Here is an 18962-nt window from a genome sequence, read left to right on the forward strand (position 1 = left end):
CAGGAAACGGCTAGCTCCGCGTTCCATGAGCGATCACGATCAAAAGCCGCAAAGCTACAGCTACGCCCAGGCCGGCGTGAACATCGCCGCGGGCAACGCCCTGGTGAAAGCCATCGGCCCCTTGGCCAAGGCCACGGCCCGCCCCGGAGCGGACGCGGAGCTTGGCGGTTTCGGGGGATTTTTCGACCTGAAGGCAGCGGGTTACAAGGACCCTCTGCTGGTTGCGGGCAACGACGGCGTGGGCACGAAGGTCAAGCTGGCGATCGACCATGACCGCCATGACCGGATCGGCGAAGACCTGGTGGCGATGTGCGTCAACGACCTGATCGTACAAGGCGCAGAGCCGCTGTTCTTCCTCGATTACTTCGCAACCGGCGCGCTCGACAACGGCGTGGCCGAGCGCGTGGTCGCGGGCATTGCCGAGGGCTGCAAGATCGCAGGCTGCGCGCTGATCGGTGGCGAAACTGCCGAGATGCCGGGCATGTATGCCGCAGGTGACTATGATCTGGCAGGCTTCTGCGTCGGCGCGGTCGAGCGCGGCGAGCAACTGACGGGTGACCGCGTGGCTGCCGGCGACGTGCTGCTGGGCCTTGCCTCGTCGGGCGTTCATTCCAACGGTTATTCGCTGGTGCGCCGTCTGGCCGCGGATCGCGGCTGGAAGCTCGACCGCCCTGCCCTGTTCGACAACGAGCGCCTGCTGATCGACTATCTGATCGAGCCGACGCGGATCTATGTGAAGACGCTGCTGCCGTTCATCCGTGCGGGCCGTATTCACGCGCTGGCACACATTACCGGCGGCGGGCTGCTCGAGAACGTGCCGCGCGTGCTGCCTGCGGGCCTCCACGCGAAGATCGATGCCGACAGCTGGGAGCAGAGCCGGTTGATGGCGTTCCTGCAGGCGCAGGGCAATATCGAACCTGGCGAGATGGCGCGCACGTTCAACTGCGGCATCGGCATGGTGCTGGCGGTTGCTCCTGACGAAGCAGAGGCGCTGGCGGCTGACCTTACTTCGGTGGGCGAGACCGTATTCCGCATCGGCGAGATCGTGGCGGGCGACAAGGGCTGTACGGTCAGCGGCAGCGTCGAGACGTGGGCCGCACGCAAGGCGTGGGAAGCCGTTCACCTTGGCTGAGCGCACGCCCGTCGCCGTATTCATATCCGGCAGCGGGACCAATATGGCTGCGCTGCTTTACGCCAGTCGCGCGGGCGATTGCCCGTACGAAATCGTGCTGGTGCTATCGAACAACCCGGATGCCACAGGCCTTGCGCTTGCGGCGGCCGAAGGCGTTGCGACGTTCTGCCTGCCGCACAAGGGTTTCGCGCGGGCGGAGCACGACGCGCTGATGGAAGCAGAGGTGCTGGCATCGGGCGCACAGGTCATCGTTCTGGCAGGCTACATGCGCATTCTCAGCCCCGAATTCGTCGGGCGCTGGGACGGGCGGATGCTCAACATCCATCCCTCGCTGCTGCCCAAGTACAAGGGTCTGCACACCCACGATCGTGCGATCGAAGCGGGCGATTCGCACGGTGGCTGTACCGTGCACCTTGTGACAGCCGAACTGGATGATGGCCCGGTGCTGGGCCAGACGCCGGTTGCGATCGTTGCGGGGGACACTGCCGATACGCTGGCCGCACGCGTGCTGATTGCCGAACACCAGTTGTATTCGCGCGTGCTGGCCAGCTTCGTCGCACGCGGCAACGATCCCGTGTGGCTGCTCGACAAATGCCGCACGCTGACCGCTGCCCTGCCTGAGGTCGAGGAGCGCGAAAGTCACGGCGCGCCGGGCTGGCGCGTCGGTGGCAAGTACTTCGCCTATTTCAACGACCAGCATCATTGCACCGAGCACATCGCTGTGCTGGTAAAGACGAGTGGGCCGGACGAGCTGGCAGCGCTGGTCGAGCAGGACCCGGAAACGTGGTTCCGCCCCGCCTACTACGGGGCAAGCGGCTGGGCCGGGCTGATTCTCAACCGGCCCAACGTGGACTGGGACCATGTCGCCGACTGGCTCCGCCGGAGTTGGACCACCGCGGCCCCACGCCGGCTGGCCGCGATGATGGAATTCTGACGCCTAGCGCTCAGATCTGGTCGGCACTCACCTCGGGACGGCTATCCCGCGTACCGCGATAGCGCACCGTCGGATCGGTCGCATCGCCTGCAATGATCACATGATCATCATGGACTTCGAGCAATTCGCCCACAAACGGCATGTCCGCAAACGTCGCGTCCCCCGTCACGCGATAGCTTACGGTATCGCCCGGCTTGAATGTGGCGGCGTCAAAATTGAATGCAAAAGGACAGTCGTCCCCACCCATGCCTTGCATCACGAATCTCCTCTCGACGGCCCTGTAACAAAAAGGGCCGCCGGATTGAACCGGCGGCCCCATGAAGTTGCCGTCCCCCGCGAACGGGGCTCGGGTGGATCAGAAATCGTAGCCGAGCGTGACGCCATATGTACGCGGCGGCATCAGCGTGCCACCGATCGCGCGGCTGGTCGAAATCGCGAAGCTGCCGGCATAGACCAGTTCGTTGGTGATGTTGCGCATCCAGAAATTGGCCGAGAAGCGATCACCGGGATGGCGATACATCACGTTGGCATCAAGCTGGATATAGCCATCCTGCGCCATGCGTTCATCGTTGAATTCGGTGTGGTACTGCTTGCTGCGATACGAGAAGTTGGTGCCCAGGCGGACCACCCCGCCATTGCTCATGTCGATGTCGTAAGTCGGAGCCACGTTTACGCTCCACTTGGGCGACATGCGCGTGGCATTGCCTGAAAGGTCTTTCACCAGCAGCGCTTCGTTGGCGCCCGGCGCGAACAGCCGCGGATCGAGCGGGTCGGAAGCGGTGAACTTGGTGAACTCCGAATGGAGGTAGTTCACCGAGGCCGACAGCGTAAATGCGTCAGTCGCGCGCCACAGCACATCGAATTCAGCGCCATACGCTTCTGAAACCGCAGCATTCGTCAAAGTGCTGGTAAAGAACGGCGGTGCCGGGATCGGACGGGTCAGCGAGAACTGGCCGTCCTTGAGGCGCTGGAAGAACACCGCGAGATTGGCGCTGAGGCCACCGGCGGCATACTTTGCGCCCACCTCGAACGCTTCGACCTTTTCAGGGTTTACGAAGGGCAAGGGTTGCGTGAGCGACAAGCGGCGGGTCGAACCGATCTCGGCGGTGCCGCTCTTGAAGCCGCGTGACCAGTTGCCGTAGACCATCAGGTCGTTGTTCGGACGATATTCAAGCCCGAGCGAAGGCGAAAAGTCGTCCCAGCTCTTCTTGGCATCCCACTGCAGCGGATCAAGCACCAGCCGGTTCAGCCCAGCCGAACCAAGACCGGTGTTGTTGCGCAGACGGCGCTCTTCCCAGCTGTAACGCGCACCACCCTTGACCGAGAGCTTGTCGGACACATCGTAGGTTACGTTGGCAAACGCGGCATAGGCCCGGATATCGAGTTTGCCATCGAACTGGATGCGGAACGGATCGGTGTTGGTCAGGACATCGAGACCGATGTGGTTTTCGGTACGGATGTGTTCGTCGAGATAGAACAGCCCGAAGACGCCATGGAACTTGTCTGTGTCGACGTTGGCCTGCAGTTCCTGGCTGAACTGGTTCTGGAACGTCGGCTGCCAGTGGTTCGCGCTGCTTTGCAGGGCGTTGGTCTGGGCCAGGGCATAGCCGAGATAGGTCGACATATCGAAGTCGTGGAAGAAGATCGCGTCGAACGAGCGATAGCTCGTCAACGACTTGAACGTCAGCGAATCGCTGGCGTCCACCGTGATCGCAGAGGTCACAGCCCACTGCTCGCGATCGTTGATGGGATCGAAGTTGGTCGCAAGGTTGCGCGGATTGCTGGAGAAACGCGCCTGGCTGCCATCGGCATTCTTGCGCTGGCCAAGCGCGCTCAACCCGTCGTTCTGCGGGATGGTATCGTTCAGGACGCCGGGGAACGACAGCTCGCGGAACTTGATCGCCAACGAACGGTCGTCTTCCTTGTGATATTCGCCGGTCAGCAGGATGTTAACGCTGTCGGACGGCAGAAATTCGAGGTGCGCACGGGCCGACCACTGATTGAGGTTGTCGATCTCGTTGCCGGTGAATTCGTTGACGCCGAACCCGTCACGCTTGATGCGCTGAACGGCGAGGCGCGCACGCACGCCCTCGGTGATCGGGCCGCCGATAGCCGCATCGGTCTGGATCAGCAGGGCATCGCCGCCGATCGTCTGGCGGAAATAGCCATCGAGCGTGTCGGTCGGCTTCGCGGTGATCAGGTTGACCGCGCCGCCGGTTGCATTGCGGCCATAGAGCGTACCCTGCGGACCGCGCAGCACTTCGACGCGCTGCAGATCGAACATCGAGCCGAGCTGAGCCTGAGCCAGCGAAACGACGACCCCATCGACGTGCAGCGCGACCGAGGGATCGACGCCTGCCAGCGAGCTCGACAGGCCGATGCCGCGAATGAACAGCTTGGCGAAGTTGAAGTCGTTGCCGAAGCTGATCGAGGGGACCAGCGTCTGCAGACCTTCGAGCGTCACGGTGTTGTTGGCGGCAAGCTGTTCGGTGCCGACTGCCGATACCGAGAGCGAGACGTCGGACAGCGACTGGGCACGCTTTTGCGCGGTTACGATGATTTCGTTGCCGGTGTCGACCGAAGCCGCCTCTTGGGCCGCGTCCTGGGCGAAAGCGGGTTGGGCGATGGCGATCGTTGCGGCAAAAAGACTTGCGCAGCCCATGAGGCGCGCAGCAGCGCGGTTTGCGAACATCAGGTAACCTCCCTGTGGGCCTTCAGGGCCCGGTCGTTCTCGTAGCGGAACGATTGCATCCTAAGACTTGTATGCAAGACATACAAAAGAAAGTCGCACACCCAGCCAATTTGACCAACAGTGCGTTGCACGCTTGCAACAATGTCCCGAGGGACAGGTCGGACGCAAAAAGGGCCGGAGCATTGCTGCCCCGGCCCTTCCGTAGCGTCAGATCGACTGAACGATCAGCCGACGATTTCTTCCGGCTTGAAGAAGTAAGCGATCTCAATCGCGGCGTTCTCGTCGCTGTCCGAACCATGCACGGTGTTGGCTTCGATCGATTCGGCCAGTTCCTTGCGGATGGTGCCGGGTGCTGCGTCCTTGGGGTTGGTCGCGCCCATGATGTCGCGGTTGGCCTGCATCGCGTTCTCGCCTTCGAGAACCTGCACGACGACCGGGCCCGAGATCATGAATTCGACCAGTTCACCGAAGAACGGACGCTCGCGGTGGACGGCGTAGAAGCCCTCGGCCTGTTCGCGGCTCATGTGGATGCGCTTCGAAGCGACGACGCGCAGGCCGGCTTCTTCAAGCATCTTGACGACCGCGCCGGTCAGGTTGCGACGCGTGGCGTCAGGCTTGATGATCGAGAAGGTGCGGGTGACCGCCATGGGTATCGTCCTTGCGAGTATGGGAAATCCGTTGGGCGCGCCCCTAGCGGGGATTGATGGTGCGTGCAAGGTGGGGTGGTTCGAGGCTGGGAGCATGCGCCCGAGAACGAGAAAACAGCCTCAGCCCGGATCAAGTCCGGGCCGACGACTATCTTGCCATTCCCGGCTGAATATCTTGCCATTTCCGTTTAGGTTCTCGTCGCCCCGGGCTTGACCCGGGGTGAGGCTTTGCCTTGGCTGGGCAAATGGACCGGGAAACTTGTGGCGGCTGGGTTTACATGATGGCTGACCATTATCGCGGGTCGATGTATGTTGGCGTGACGTCGGATCTGTCGCGGCGAATTTATCAACACCGCGAGGGAACTGGCTCGGACTACTGCGCGAAGCACAAGTTGCTCCGGTTGGTTTGGGCGGAACGTGGCGACACGATTGACCAATGCATCACGCACGAAAAGCGGCTGAAGCGGTGGCGCAGGGAATGGAAGTTCGACCTGATCGAGAAGGCCAATCCGGATTGGGCTGATCTTTTCGCGTTTCTCGTTTGAGGAAGAAGAAGCCTCACCCCGGGTCAAGCCCGGGGCGACGTGAAATGGGTGATGGCGTATTCTGACTCGTCGGCCCGGACTTGATCCGGGCTGAGGCTTTCTACTCTAAGGCCCCTCTTTCCACTTGCCGCCGTCCTGCCGCCAGTAGCGGCGTTCCACGCCTTCGCGGGTGCCGAGCATGCGCCAGCAGCCGCGCGCGTCGTCGATGCGGGCGGGCGGGAAGAGGAGGAAGACGCGTTCGAAGGTGCCTTCGCGCCAGACGCCATCGGTGAGAGCGAGGTACTTCGCGCCGTTGATCGGTTCGGCGACGCTCGACAACAGGATCGGTTGGCGGTCGGCGTGGGGGTCGGTGGCGAGACCGTTGGCGAGGAACGTTTCGGGCAGGCGCGTCCACAGCGCATCGCTGGCACGCTTGAGTTGCGCGGGGTCGTCCGACACGACCAGCAGTCGCTCGCCCGCCGCGAGCGTGTTGCGCGCGATGAGCGGCAGGACCTGTTCGGCGGGATCATTGGTCAGCTGGTAGAAATCGACGCGCATCAGACCACCTTCCCCTTCCCGCTGCGGCAACGATCCGAACAGAACTTCACGTTGTCCCAATCGCGCTCCCACTTCTTGCGCCATGTGAACGGCAACCCGCAGGCGGCGCAAGTCTTGGTCGGCAGATCAGACTTGCGCCGCATTTTAGGCATTATCTTTGACCCCTGCGGGGTACGCAATCCGCATCCGCGAATTGCGTGCGGCACCAGCCCGCTCCCCCGGCCCGACCACCCAGAGCATACCCGAAGGGTAGTCGAGCCGGGGAAGCAGGCAGATGCCGCGTCAAGGTTACGCCTCCAGCACGTCGCGGACGTAGCGGTCGAGCAGACGCACGCCGAAGCCGGTCGCGCCCTTGTCCCATGTCGCGCCGGGCTTGTCGGCCCAGACCATTCCGGCGATGTCGAGGTGAGCCCAGGCCACGCCCTTGTCGATATAGCGGTTGAGGAACTGCGCGGCGGTGATCGAGCCGCCGTAGCGCGGGCCGACGTTCTTCATGTCCGCGATGGGGCTGTCGATCAGCTTGTCGTAAGCCGCGCCGATCGGGAATCGCCACAGCTTGTCGCCGCTCGCCTTGCCCGCCGCATCGAGCTTGGCATGGAGCGCATCGTCGTTGCTGAAGATGCCGCCGTATTCGTGGCCGAGCGAAATGATGATTGCGCCGGTCAGCGTGGCGAGATCGACGATCGTGGCCGGGCTGTAGACTTTCTGCACCCAGGTCAGCGCGTCGCACAGCACGAGGCGGCCCTCGGCATCGGTGTTGATCACCTCGACCGTTTGGCCCGACATCGAGGTGACGACGTCACCCGGACGCTGGGCGTTACCATCGGGCATGTTCTCGACCAGACCGCAAACGCCGATGACGTCGGCCTTGGCCTTGCGCCGGGCGAGCGTGAGCATGGTGCCTGCCACGGCAGCCGCGCCGCCCATGTCCCACTTCATGTCTTCCATGCCCGCGGCGGGCTTGATCGAGATGCCGCCGGTATCGAACGTGACGCCCTTGCCGACGAAGGCGGTCGGCTTGTCCGCCTCCGCACCCTTCCAGCGCATCGCCAGCAGGCGCGGTTCGCGCACCGACCCTTGCGCCACGCCAAGTAGCGCGCCCATGCCGAGCGCGGTCATTTCTGCAAGGCCAAGCACGACGATCTCGACTCCGCTGCCTTCGAGGCGGGCGCGGGCGCGCTCGACGAAGCTCTCGGGGTAGATCACGTTGGCAGGCTCGGCGACGAGTTCGCGCGTGAACTCGACGCCTTCGGCGACCGCGCTTTCAATGTCCCACGCAGCAGACGTGCCCTCGGGCGCGGCGACGGCGACCAGTTCGGCGAGCGAGCGCTTCTGTTCGTCGGTCAGTTTGGTGCGGTAGACATCATGCCGCCAGCCGCGCAGCCGTGCGCCGAGCAGGACGGCAGCAGCTTCGGTGCCGCTCAGGCCAGCATCGCTGAAGTCGATCGCCAGCGAAGTTTCACCAGAAGTGAGATACTTGGCGGTCAGTGCCGCGCCTGCTTTTTCCAGTGCGGGCAGGCGTTCGGCCCCTTCTGCCTTGCCGATGCCGACGAGTGCCAGACGCTTGGTGCCGCCCTCGCCCGCCACGAACGCCTCGAACACCTGGCCCGCCTTGCCGGTGAATCGCGCGGCGCCCGCGCCTTCGCGTACGACCACGTCGAGATCGGCGGGAAGCGCATTTTGCACCACGAGCCGCGCGACGAGGCGGGGAAGCGGGGCATCGCTGGTGCGGAAAACGACCTTCATTCGGGGACTCCTGTCGGAAAGACGTCACGCGTCGGCAAGGATCGGCCGAGGTGAAAATTGTGGAATTGCAGTTAGGGTGCACTGGTGCGATAGGCAAGCGCATGCAATCCGCCCGGCGGCCCCAGCCGCAAGCCCCTGATCGACGCTTGCGCCGCGCGCGTATCACTTTGACGACCGCCGGGACTGCGCTCGCGCTGGTACTGGGCGCTTTCGCGGCGCTCCCGGTGTTCGCGCAGGAAGCAGGTGCGCCGGTCGTACTGGCATCGCCTGCCGAATCATCGCCGGACGATGTCTTGCGGTTCGAGGCCGACAAGGTCCGCTATGACAGCAATTCCGAACTGGTAACCGCCGAGGGCAGCGTCGTGCTGCGGCGCGAGGACCAGACCGTGCGCGCAGATAGCGTCGTGTGGGATCGCAACACCGGCAAGATCAACGCCGCCGGAAACATCCGCTTCGTCGATGAAGACGGCAACATCGTCTATACCGACAAGGTCGAGCTGACCGACGAGTTCAAGGCAGGCGCGATCGAGGACCTGCTGATCGTGCTGCGCACCGGCGGACGGCTGGCCGCGCGCAGCGGCACGCGCGATGAAAACGGCAACATGACCTTGAATACGGCGGCCTATTCGGGCTGTTCGGTCGAGGACAGCAGCGGTTGCCCCAAGAACCCGAGCTGGGAAGTGACCGCCGCGCGCGTCTACTTCGACGCGAAGGAAAAGCGGGTGAAGTACTACGGCGCGACGCTGCGCCTGTTCGGCATTCCGATCCTGCCGCTCCCGGGACTTGGCCACACTTCGGATTTCCGCGCCGAGACCGGCCTGCTGATCCCCGATTTTCGCCTGAGCGCGTCGAACGGCGCCGAAATCAGCGAGACATGGTACTGGCGCATCGCGGACAACCGCGATCTGGCGCTGACCGGTACGTTCTACACCGAATCGCTGCCGATGCTGACGGCCAAGTACCGGCATCTGACCAACCTCGGTGCATTCCAGATCACCGGCTACGCCACACGCAGTTCGCGTATTTCGGTCGGCGGCGCGGCTTCGACCCAGCAGCAATCGTGGCGCGGTTATATCGAGGGCACCGGCAGGCTGCAGTTCTCGCCGCATTGGAGCCTGACCGGCAACGGTCGGCTTGCGTCGGATCGCACCTTCCTGCGCCGCTACGACATCAGCCGCGATGACCGGCTGCGCTCGTCACTCAACCTCGAGCGCATCGACAATTCGAGTTACCTGAGCATTGCCGGCTGGGCGACGCAGACCGTACGCGTCGGCGATCCGCAGGGCATGGTGCCGCTCGCCCTGCCCGCGATCGACTATCGCCGACGCGCGATCATCAACGGCATTCCAGGCAGGTTCGAGTTCGAGGCCAACAGCCTCGCGATCCTGCGCACGGCGGGGCAAGACAGCCAGCGCGCCTTTGCCCGCGCGCAGTGGGACTTGCGCACGATCACCGGTCTGGGTCAGGAAGTAACGCTGACCGGACTGGTGCGCGGCGACGTCTATCACAGCGCCGAGAACGAGCTGACCACGACCGCGATCTATCGTGGCGAGCCCGGCTGGCAGACACGCGGCATCGCTACGGCCGCGCTCGACGTGAAGTGGCCGTTCGTCGGGGAATTCCTCGGCGGCGCGCAAGTGCTGACCCCGCGTTTCCAGGTCGTGGCGACGCCGGGCGTGCGCAACTTCGAGATTCCCAACGAGGATTCGCGCTCGGTCGATCTGGAAGACACCAACCTATTCGCGCTGAACCGCTTTCCGGGCCATGACCGGATCGAGGACGGGGTGCGGTTTACCTACGGCGTCGACTGGGACTATCAGCGCCCGGGCCTGCGCGTGACGACCACGATCGGGCAGAGCTACCGTCTGTCGCGCCAGAACTCGATCCTGCCAGACGGCACGGGCCTGACCAACCGTGCCTCCGACTATGTCGGGCGGACCACCGTGCGTTTCGGCGACATCGTCAAGGTGACGCACCGCTTCCGGCTCGACAAGGACAGTTTCGCGCTGCGCCGCAACGAATTCGACGCGACGCTGGGCGACCACCGGCGCTACATCGAAGCGGGCTACTTGCGGCTCAACCGCAATATCGCCACGACCTTCGAAGACCTGCAGGACCGCGAAGAGCTTCGCTTTGCCGCGCGCACCCCGATCACACGCGCATTTTCGATCTTCGCCTCGGGCATCGTCAACCTGACCGACAAGGATGAAGACCCGACGTTCACCTCGGACGGGTTCCAGATGCTGCGCCACCGCATCGGCGTTGCCTATACCGACGATTGCCTCGACCTGTCGTTGACGTGGCGGCGCGATTACGTGACCACGGGCGATGCGCAGCGCGGCAACTCTTTCCAGATTTCACTCTCACTCAAGAACCTCGGGGTGAAATAGCGCCTCGAAGCGCCGAGACTTGCCCTTTTGCGCGCAATCCGCCACTCAGCTTGCGTTAAGCCGCTCGCGGCCAATGCCCGAGACTATTAGCGCCAGTTCGACAGGACCACTTACCCGATCATGATGTCCAAGCTGAAGATGACCCGCAAGGCGGCTACCCGTTCGTTTGGTTCCGCAGCGCTCGCGTTCGGCGCGCTGGCCTGCGCGACGACGCCGGTTCTGGCACAGGGCGCGAATTCCCCGCTCAACATCCCGGCAAACCCGGTGATGTTCGGCAAGAACGATCCCAACGTCCGCCGCGCCACGGCCATCGTCAACGGCGAGGTCGTGACCGGGACCGACGTAGAGCAGCGGCTCGCGCTGATCGTCTCGGCCAATGGCAACAAGGTTTCCGGCGAGGAACTCGAGCGGCTGCGCATGCAGGTGCTGCGCAACCTGATCGACGAGACGCTGCAGATCCAGGAAGCCAAGGCCGCCGACACCCCGGCCGACGACGCCCAGGTCGACGCGACTTACGAGCGTGTCGCGACTCAGAACTTCGGCCAGTCTGGTGCGGCCATGGAGAAGTACCTGACGCGGATCGGTTCATCGTCTGCATCGCTCAAGCGCCAGATCCGGGGCGAACTGGCGTGGCAGAACCTGCTGCGCCGCAACGTTCAGCCTTTCGTCAACGTCTCTGAAGGCGAAGTGACGGAAATGATGCAGCGCCTGCAAGCGTCCAAGGGCACCGAAGAATACCGCATCGGCGAAATCTTCCTTGCGGCAACCGACCAGAACAAGCCGCAGGTCTTCGCCAATGCCGAAAAGATCGTCGAACAGCTCAAGGGCGGCGGCAGCTTCGTTGCCTATGCGCGCCAGTATTCGGAAGCCTCGACCGCAGCGGTCGGCGGTGATCTAGGGTGGATCCGCCTTGCCCAGCTGCCGGCTGAACTCGGCGCTGCGGCGACCAACATGCAGCCGGGGCAACTGGCTGGTCCCGTCGAAATCCGGGGCGGTTTTTCGATTCTCTACCTGATCGACAAGCGCCAGGTGCTGACCGCCGATCCGCGCGACGCGCTGCTCAGCCTCAAGCAGATCTCGATCGATTTCCCCAAGGGCATCAGCTCTGACGCAGCAGGCAAGAAAGCTGCGGAATTTGCGGCAATGGCCAAGGCGATCAAGGGTTGCGGCGATGCCGAAGGTGCAGCCGCAAAGATCGGCGCGACGGTCGTCGCCAACGACCAGATCAAGGCGCGCGACCTGCCCGGCGCACTGCAGGAAACGCTGCTCAATCTGCCGGTCGGCCAGACGACCCCCCCGTTCGGTTCGATCGACGAAGGCGTGCGCGTGCTGATGCTCTGCGGCAGAGACGATCCGCAAGTGTCAAGCGGCCCGAGCTTCGACGAGCTGATGTCGCAGATCGAGGACGACCGCGTCAACAAGCGCGCCCAGACCTACCTGCGCGATCTGCGTCGCGACGCGGTGATCGAGTACAACTGAGGGGGGCGCCAGAGGCCTCCCGTGATGGACCCCGGCCTTCGCCGGGGCGACATTTGGTTTGATGATAAACCATTTACCGCCACCCCGGCGGAGGCCGGGGCCTATCCCGCTAGCGGGATCATCATGGCGTCACGGAAATGGTGGTTTCCAGCAAGTCGCGCTCGGCCTAAGGCGAGCGCATGACTCTCGCCCTGCCCCTTGCATATTCGATCGGTGATCCTGCAGGTATCGGGCCGGAAATGGCGGCCGCGGCATGGGCTGTGCGGCATACCGAGAGTCTGCCGCCGTTCTTCGTGATCGGATCGGCGCGGGTGATCGAGGAAGCGGCGCGGCGGCGCGGGCTTGATGTGCCGGTCTGTGCCGTCAAGGCACCTGACGAGGTCGCGGACTGCTTTGCCGATGCGCTGCCGGTGCTCGACCTTGCCGATCTGGACTACACGCCCGGCGAACCCGACGATGCGGGCGCGTCGCTTGCGCTGACTGCACTGGGCGTTGCCACGGGCCTTGTGCGTTCGGGCGCGGCGGCGGCGCTGGTGACCGGGCCGATTGCCAAAAGCCGGCTGGCGCGGGTCGGGTTCGACTTTCCGGGCCAGACCGAATTCGTCGCCGACGCCTGCGGCATTGCGCCTGAAAACGCGGTGATGATGCTTGCCGGACCGAGCCTGCGGGTGGTGCCGATCACCGTCCACGTGGCTTTGCGCGACGTGCCCGAACTGCTGACCATCGAACTGATCCGCAACCGCGCAGCGATCACGGCTGCCGCGCTGGTGCGCGATTTCGGCATCGTCCGGCCGCGCCTCGCGGTGGCGGGGTTGAACCCGCACGCGGGCGAGGACGGCCGCATGGGCTCGGAGGAAGCGGAGATCGTCGCGCCTGCCGTTGTGCTGCTGCAAGCTGCCGGGATCGCTGTGTCGGGCCCGCTGCCACCTGATACGATGTTCCACGCCGAGGCACGCGAACGCTATGACGTGGCGATCTGCATGTACCACGATCAGGCGCTTATCCCGTTGAAGGCGCTCGATTTCGATCAGGGCGTGAATGTCACGCTGGGCCTGCCGATCATCCGCACCTCGCCCGACCACGGCACTGCCTTCGGTATTGCCGGGACCGACACCGCACGCGTCGGGCCGACGATTGCCGCGCTGCGTATGGCGGGCGAATGTGCTGCGCGAAGGACACTGGTTTGACCGAGCTTCCCCCTTTACGCGAGGTCGTCAACCGGCATGGGTTGATCGCGACCAAGGCGCTCGGCCAGAACTTCCTGTTCGATGAGCAGCTGCTCAGCCGCATCGCCACGGTGCCGGGCAAGTTGCAGGGCCAGAACGTGCTCGAAGTCGGCCCCGGCCCCGGCGGATTGACGCGGGCGCTGCTGCGCGCGGGCGCCAACGTTACCGCGATCGAGATGGACAAGCGCTGCCTGCCCGCGCTTGCCGAACTGAACGAGGCATTCCCCGATCAGCTGACGGTGATCCAGGGCGACGCCACCAAGATCGCCCCCGAGACGCTGTTTGACGGGCCATGGCATGTCGCGGCGAACCTGCCCTACAATGTCGGCACCGCGCTGTTCACCGGTTGGCTGTCGGGTCAGGCTTGGCCACCGCAGTGGCGCTCGCTTACGCTGATGTTCCAGCTGGAAGTTGCGGAGCGGATCATCGCTGTGCCGGGGTCAGGTGCCTACGGTCGACTCGCGGTGCTGGCGCAGTGGCGTTCGACCCCGCGCATCGCGATGAAAGTCCACCGCAGCGCGTTCACGCCGCCGCCCAAGGTGATGTCGGCGATCGTCCATGTCGAGCCTGCCGCAATGCCCGAAGGTGTCTCGGCCCGCATGCTCGAACGCGTCACCGAGTTCGCCTTCGGCCAACGCCGCAAGATGCTGCGGCAATCGCTGAAAGGCCTGCCCGGCGCGATCGAGGCGTTGGAAGCGTTGGGAATCGATTCCCAGAGGCGCGCTGAGACTTTGAGTGTGGACGAGTTTGTCGCGATTGCGCGGGTGCTGACGAAGTAGGGGTTTCTTCGCGCAGAGATCGCAGAGAGCGCTGAGAAGGTATTAGGGCGGTTCGCACGAAGACGAACTCCTACTCCTTTTTCTCTGCGCCCTCTGCGCCCTCTGCGCGAACAAAAAGAAGCAGGCCCAAAAGCCCGCTTCCCGATCATCAAGCCAGTTCGTCAACCCTTGCCGAAGCCGCCTTCTTCTTCAAGCGCCACGCATGCAGCAACGGCTCGGTGTAGCCGTTGGGTTGTTCGATGCCGTTGAACACCAGATCGCTCGCCGCGCGGAAGGCGAAGCTCTCTTCCCAGCGGCCGGCCATCGGCTCGTAGAGCGGGTCGCCTGCATTCTGCGCGTCGACCTTGGCAGCCATGCGCTTGAGGCTGTCCATGACCTGCTCTGTCGAACAGACACCGTGGAGCAACCAGTTGGCGATGTGCTGGCTGGAAATGCGCAGCGTCGCGCGGTCTTCCATCAGGCCGACATCGTTGATGTCGGGCACCTTCGAGCAGCCAACGCCCTGGTCGATCCAGCGCACGACGTAGCCGAGCAGCCCCTGGGCATTGTTGTCGAGCTCCTCGCGCACTTCGGCCTCGGACCAATTGGTGCCCTCGGCCAGCGGGATCGCCAGCAGGGCGTCGAGGCTTGGCGTTGCTTCCTTCGCGACATCCCGCCGGACGTCGAACACGTTGACCTGATGATAGTGCATCGCGTGGAGCGTTGCCGCGGTGGGTGAAGGGACCCACGCGGTGTTCGCGCCGGTGCGCGGGTGCGCGATTTTCTGCTCCATCATGTCATGCATCATGTCGGGCGCGGCCCACATGCCCTTGCCGATCTGCGCCTTGCCCGAAAAGCCGCTCGCCAGCCCGGTGCAGACGTTGCGCTTTTCATAGGCCGCAATCCAGCCCGAGCCCTTGATCGCGCCTTTGCGGATCATTGCGCCAGCCTGCATCGAAGTGTGGATTTCGTCGCCGGTACGGTCGAGGAAGCCGGTGTTGATGAACACCACGCGGTCACGCACGGCACCGATGCAGGCGGCGAGGTTTGCCGAAGTGCGGCGCTCTTCGTCCATCACGCCGACCTTTACTGTGTGGCGGGCAAGGCCGAGCAGGTCTTCGACCGCATCGAACAGGCCGTTGGTGAAAGCGACCTCTTCGGGGCCGTGCATCTTGGGTTTGACGATATAGATGCTGCCGGTGCGGCTATTGGCCAGCCGCCCGAGACCGCGCACGTCATGCGCGCCAATGGCCGACGTTAACACCGCGTCCATCACGCCTTCGGGGATCTCCGAGCCGTCGGGCAGCAGGATCGCCGGGTTGGTCATCAGATGGCCCACGTTGCGCACGAACAACAGGCTCCGGCCCGGCAAGGACAGCGCGCCGCCATCCAAGGCAGTCCATTCCCGGTCGGCTTCGAGCGCGCGCGTCATGGTGCGCCCGCCCTTCTGGAAGCTCGCCTCCAGATCGCCGCGCATCAGGCCGAGCCAGTTGCGATAGGCCGCCAGCTTGTCTTCGGCATCGACCGCCGCGATCGAATCCTCCAGGTCGACGATCGCCGTCAGCGCCGCTTCCATGACGATGTCGGCGATTCCCGCCTTATCGTCCTTGCCGACCGGGTGCGCGCGGTCGAGCACGAGTTCGACATGGAGGCCGTTGTTCTTGAGCAGGATGCCGCCGGTTTTGTTGCCTACGTATTGCGTAACGTCGTGCAAGGGCAGCGCGCTGTCGCCGTCCCAGTCGGACCAGCTCATGTCCTTGAGCGGGAAGGTAGCGTCAAGGAACGCGCGCCCTGCCCGCATCACCGCCGCGCCGCGTTCGGTGTCGTAGCCACCGGGCCGTGCTGGGGCTGCGTCGAGCGCATCGGTGCCATACCATGCATCGTATAGGCTGCCCCAGCGCGCATTGGCCGCGTTGAGGACGAAGCGGTCGTTGAGTGCGGGCACGACCAGTTGCGGCCCTGCCATCGTCGCGATCTCGGGATCGACGTTCTGCGTGCCGATCGCGAAGGGCGTCGGTTCGGGCACGAGATAGCCAATCTGCGTCAGGAACGCGCGGTATTCGGCGGCATCCAGCGGCTTGCCCCGGCGGTCGCGATGCCACGCATCGATCTGCACCTGCAAGTCGTCGCGCTTGGCCAGCAGCGCGCGATTTACCGGCGAAAAGCGCGCGACGAGAGCGGCAAAGCCTTGCCAGAATGCATCCGCTTCAAGGCCCAGCGGGGCCAGAACTTCGCTGTCGATGAAGGTTGAAAGGCCCAGATCAACCTGAAGCCCGCTGCGTTCAATACGTCCGTTCATTTCACCCAATCCATTCACTCAGATGGCATCGCCCACGCCAAGCAACGCCCGCGTGAGCCGAATCCGTTGGACCTGGGGAGGAACGGCCCAGCCTATGCATCAACGCGCAGGGGTTTGCAATAATGGGGAAGTTCGCCGTCACTCACACAGGGGTTCACCCAGGCTCCGGGAACCGCTACGACAGTTACAGATGCAACAGATTTCCATCACCGAACGCGCTCTGATCGATCGGATCGACGCGCCTGCCATGCTGGGGCACGTCGAGCGATGGTGCGCGATAAACACCGGCACGGGCAATCTCGCGGGCCTTGCGCAGCAGTGGGATTTGCTCGCCGATGCCTTCGCCGCGCTGCCGGGTGAGATACACACAGTCGCTGCAGATGCGGTCAGCGCAATTGCTGCCGATGGTCGGGAAACGCACACGCAGAACGGAGAGCATCTTGTGCTGTCGGTCCGCCCGCAGGCACCGCGCCGCTACCTGCTGACGGGGCACATGGACACGGTGTTTCCGCCGGACCACGCGTTCCAGTCGCTGACATGGCTCGATGCCGAGACGCTGAACGGGCCGGGCGTTGCCGACATGAAGGGCGGCATCGCGGTGATCCTTGCGGCGTTGAAAGCATTCGAGGCGAGCCCTGTCGCGTCGGCGGTCGGCTACGACGTGATGATCAATTCGGACGAGGAGACCGGCAGCCTGTCGTCCGCGCCGCTGATCGCTGACCTGGCACGCGGCAAGGCGGCCGCGCTGACTTACGAGCCGTCCGCTTTGGCCGATGGCACGCTGGCGGGCGAACGTCCGGGCAGTGGCAACTACAGTGCGATCATCACGGGACGCTCCGCTCACGCTGGGCGGAACCCGCAGGACGGGCGCAACGCGATCGTCGCGGCGGCAGCCGTGGCGGTGGGATTGAGGGGGATGGTGCGCGATGGCCTGTCGATCAATCCCGCGCGGATCGACGGCGGCAGTGCGAACAACGTGGTGCCCGATCACGCGATCCTGCGCTTCAATGTGAGGCCGCGCACGCCCGAACTGGCCGATCAATTCGCCCTCGACTTGAGCGCGCTCGTCGCGGCAACGGCGGCCGAACACGACGTTTCCATCCACCTTCACGGCGGCGTGTCGCGCCCGCCCAAGCCCTTGACGCCCGAGGCCACCGCGCTGTTCGGGCTGGTGCGCGATTGCGGCGCGGCGCTGGGAAAGCCGATCCGCTGGCAGGCATCGGGCGGGGTCTGCGACGGCAACAACATCGCGGCCTGCGGCGTGCCCGTCGTCGACACGATGGGCGTACGCGGTGGGGCGATCCATTCGGATCAGGAGTACCTGATCGTGCCATCGCTGGCCGAGCGCGCGGCGCTGTCCGCGCTGGTCCTGCACCGACTTTCCGGGGGAAATTGATGACGTTCCGCATCCGCGCCGCGCGCGCGACCGACCTGCAACCGCTGTATGAAATGGCCAAGCTGACCGGCGGCGGCTTCACCAACCTGCCGCCCGACCGCAAATCGCTGACCGCCAAGCTGGACCGCGCAGCGCAAGCGTTCGGCAACGAGGCGGACGGCGATGCCAAGGACCTCAAGGACGAGCTGTTCGTGCTCGTGCTGGAAAACTCGGCCACCGGCGAAGTGCGCGGCACCTCGCAGATCTTCACCAATGTCGGGCGGCAGTGGCCGTTCTATTCCTACCGCATGGCGACGCTGACCCAGCATTCGAAGGAACTCAACCGCACCTTCCGCGCCGAAATGCTCGGGCTGGTGACCGACCTCGAAGGGTCGAGCGAAGTCGGCGGGCTGTTCCTGCATCCGTCCGAGCGCGCAGGGGGCTTGGGCATGCTGCTCGCGCGCAGCCGCTACCTGTTCGTCGCGATGCACCGCCAGCGCTTCGGAGACAAGATCCTGGCCGAATTGCGCGGGGTGATCGACGAACGCGGCGGATCGCCGTTCTGGGACGGGGTCGCCGGGCGGTTCTTCGGCATGAGCTTCCAGGAGGCGGACTACTTCAACGCAATCAACGGCAACCAGTTCATCGCCGACCTGATGCCCAAGCACCCGGTCTATATCGCGATGCTGCCCGAAAGCGCGCGCTCGGCCATCGGTTTGCCGCACCCTTCGGGCCGCGCGGCGATGCGCATGCTCGAGGAAGAAGGGTTCGCCTACGAGGGCTACATTGATATCTTCGACGGCGGCCCGACGATGACCGCGCGCACCGATCGTGTCAGATCGATAGCCGAAGCGCGCGAGGCGCTTGTAGCGCATATCCGCGCGCCCGAAGGCAACGGCGGCGTTGCCAAGGCGCTGGTCGCGACTGGGCGGCTGGCCGACTACCGCTGCACCTTTGCCGAGGTCGCCCAAGGGCAGGACGGGCTGGTGCTCGATCCGGTCGCGGCGGCGGCGCTGGGTGTCAGCGTTGGCGACACCGTGTGGCATGTGAGTAGGTAGCTTCTTCCCTTCCCCGTTCGTGGGGGGGGGGGGGGGGGGCCGGGGGGGGGGGGGGGGGGCGCCCCCCCCGGGCGCGCCGGGCGGGGGGGGGGGGGGGGGGCCCCCCCAGGCCCAACAGCACCCAAAAACCACCACGCCCCGCCC

General features: G+C 64.6%; 16 protein-coding genes. 9 read left to right on the forward strand and 7 right to left on the reverse strand.

Features of this window, described 5'->3' with window-relative positions; translation table 11 throughout:
• Positions 1-25: 25 nt before the first annotated feature.
• Together purM and purN are read left to right on the forward strand one after the other, a co-directional pair.
• Positions 26-1132 (forward strand): phosphoribosylformylglycinamidine cyclo-ligase, encoded by a 1107-nt coding sequence (gene purM / locus GGQ88_RS02245; RefSeq protein WP_183611383.1) that lies wholly within the window; start codon positions 26-28, stop codon positions 1130-1132.
• Positions 1125-2066, forward strand: coding sequence for a phosphoribosylglycinamide formyltransferase (gene purN, locus GGQ88_RS02250; protein ID WP_183611384.1), 942 nt, complete (start codon positions 1125-1127; stop codon positions 2064-2066). The genes purM and purN overlap by 8 nt, the downstream gene beginning before the upstream one ends.
• A gap of 10 nt (positions 2067-2076) precedes the next feature.
• On the opposite strand, the gene GGQ88_RS02255 is transcribed toward purN, so the two are convergent.
• The 3 genes from GGQ88_RS02255 to ndk form a co-directional block, all read right to left on the reverse strand.
• Complete coding sequence (locus tag GGQ88_RS02255; RefSeq protein WP_183611385.1) at positions 2077-2322, reverse strand: hypothetical protein; 246 nt, start codon at positions 2320-2322, stop codon at positions 2077-2079.
• A gap of 99 nt (positions 2323-2421) precedes the next feature.
• A complete protein-coding gene (locus tag GGQ88_RS02260) occupies positions 2422-4758 on the reverse strand; it encodes a TonB-dependent receptor (RefSeq protein WP_183611386.1) in 2337 nt (778 codons plus the stop codon).
• Positions 4759-4982: 224 nt separating this feature from the next.
• The gene (gene ndk / locus GGQ88_RS02265; protein ID WP_183611387.1) at positions 4983-5405 is read right to left on the reverse strand and encodes a nucleoside-diphosphate kinase; all 423 of its coding nucleotides are present in this window, start codon (positions 5403-5405) and stop codon (positions 4983-4985) included.
• A gap of 245 nt (positions 5406-5650) precedes the next feature.
• Between ndk and GGQ88_RS02270 the strand changes: the two genes are divergently transcribed.
• A complete protein-coding gene (locus GGQ88_RS02270; protein WP_183611388.1) occupies positions 5651-5950 on the forward strand; it encodes a GIY-YIG nuclease family protein in 300 nt (99 codons plus the stop codon).
• A 105-nt stretch (positions 5951-6055) separates the two neighbouring features.
• Here GGQ88_RS02270 and GGQ88_RS02275 read toward each other — a convergent pair whose 3' ends face one another.
• From GGQ88_RS02275 to GGQ88_RS02285, 3 genes are all read right to left on the reverse strand, one after another.
• Complete coding sequence (locus GGQ88_RS02275) at positions 6056-6487, reverse strand: DNA polymerase III subunit chi (protein WP_183611389.1); 432 nt, start codon at positions 6485-6487, stop codon at positions 6056-6058.
• Positions 6487-6639 carry a DUF2256 domain-containing protein gene (locus GGQ88_RS02280; protein ID WP_183611390.1) on the reverse strand — a complete coding sequence of 51 codons (153 nt, stop codon included), beginning with the start codon at positions 6637-6639 and terminating at the stop codon, positions 6487-6489. The genes GGQ88_RS02275 and GGQ88_RS02280 overlap by 1 nt, the downstream gene beginning before the upstream one ends.
• A 136-nt stretch (positions 6640-6775) precedes the next feature.
• Positions 6776-8233 carry a leucyl aminopeptidase gene (locus GGQ88_RS02285; RefSeq protein ID WP_183611391.1) on the reverse strand — a complete coding sequence of 486 codons (1458 nt, stop codon included), beginning with the start codon at positions 8231-8233 and terminating at the stop codon, positions 6776-6778.
• Between the two features lie 101 nt (positions 8234-8334).
• Between GGQ88_RS02285 and GGQ88_RS02290 the strand changes: the two genes are divergently transcribed.
• The 4 genes from GGQ88_RS02290 (at position 8335) to rsmA (ending at position 14107) form a co-directional block, all read left to right on the forward strand.
• Positions 8335-10623, forward strand: a complete 2289-nt coding sequence (locus GGQ88_RS02290; RefSeq protein ID WP_183611392.1) for an LPS-assembly protein LptD — start codon at positions 8335-8337, stop codon at positions 10621-10623.
• A gap of 123 nt (positions 10624-10746) precedes the next feature.
• Positions 10747-12102 carry a peptidylprolyl isomerase gene (locus GGQ88_RS02295; protein ID WP_425490406.1) on the forward strand — a complete coding sequence of 452 codons (1356 nt, stop codon included), beginning with the start codon at positions 10747-10749 and terminating at the stop codon, positions 12100-12102.
• A 179-nt stretch (positions 12103-12281) separates the two neighbouring features.
• Entirely contained in the window at positions 12282-13289 is a 1008-nt protein-coding gene (gene pdxA, locus GGQ88_RS02300) for a 4-hydroxythreonine-4-phosphate dehydrogenase PdxA (RefSeq protein ID WP_183611394.1), read from the forward strand.
• Entirely contained in the window at positions 13286-14107 is an 822-nt protein-coding gene (gene rsmA / locus GGQ88_RS02305) for a 16S rRNA (adenine(1518)-N(6)/adenine(1519)-N(6))-dimethyltransferase RsmA (RefSeq protein ID WP_183611395.1), read from the forward strand. The genes pdxA and rsmA overlap by 4 nt, the downstream gene beginning before the upstream one ends.
• 148 nt (positions 14108-14255) lie before the next feature.
• Here the strand turns inward: rsmA and GGQ88_RS02310 are convergent, their stop codons facing one another.
• Positions 14256-16385 (reverse strand): malate synthase G, encoded by a 2130-nt coding sequence (locus GGQ88_RS02310; RefSeq protein ID WP_183611396.1) that lies wholly within the window; start codon positions 16383-16385, stop codon positions 14256-14258.
• Positions 16386-16575: 190 nt separating this feature from the next.
• On the opposite strand from GGQ88_RS02310, the gene GGQ88_RS02315 reads away from it, so the two are divergent.
• Both GGQ88_RS02315 and GGQ88_RS02320 read left to right on the forward strand, forming a co-directional pair.
• On the forward strand, positions 16576-17781 hold the full coding sequence (locus GGQ88_RS02315; RefSeq protein ID WP_183611397.1) for a hydrolase: 1206 nt from the start codon (positions 16576-16578) through the stop codon (positions 17779-17781).
• Positions 17781-18818, forward strand: coding sequence for an arginine N-succinyltransferase (locus GGQ88_RS02320; protein ID WP_183611398.1), 1038 nt, complete (start codon positions 17781-17783; stop codon positions 18816-18818). Before GGQ88_RS02315 ends, GGQ88_RS02320 begins: the two co-directional genes overlap by 1 nt.
• Positions 18819-18962: the final 144 nt, after the last annotated feature.

Source organism: Novosphingobium hassiacum, from assembly GCF_014196055.1.
GTDB classification, from domain to species: domain Bacteria; phylum Pseudomonadota; class Alphaproteobacteria; order Sphingomonadales; family Sphingomonadaceae; genus Novosphingobium; species Novosphingobium hassiacum.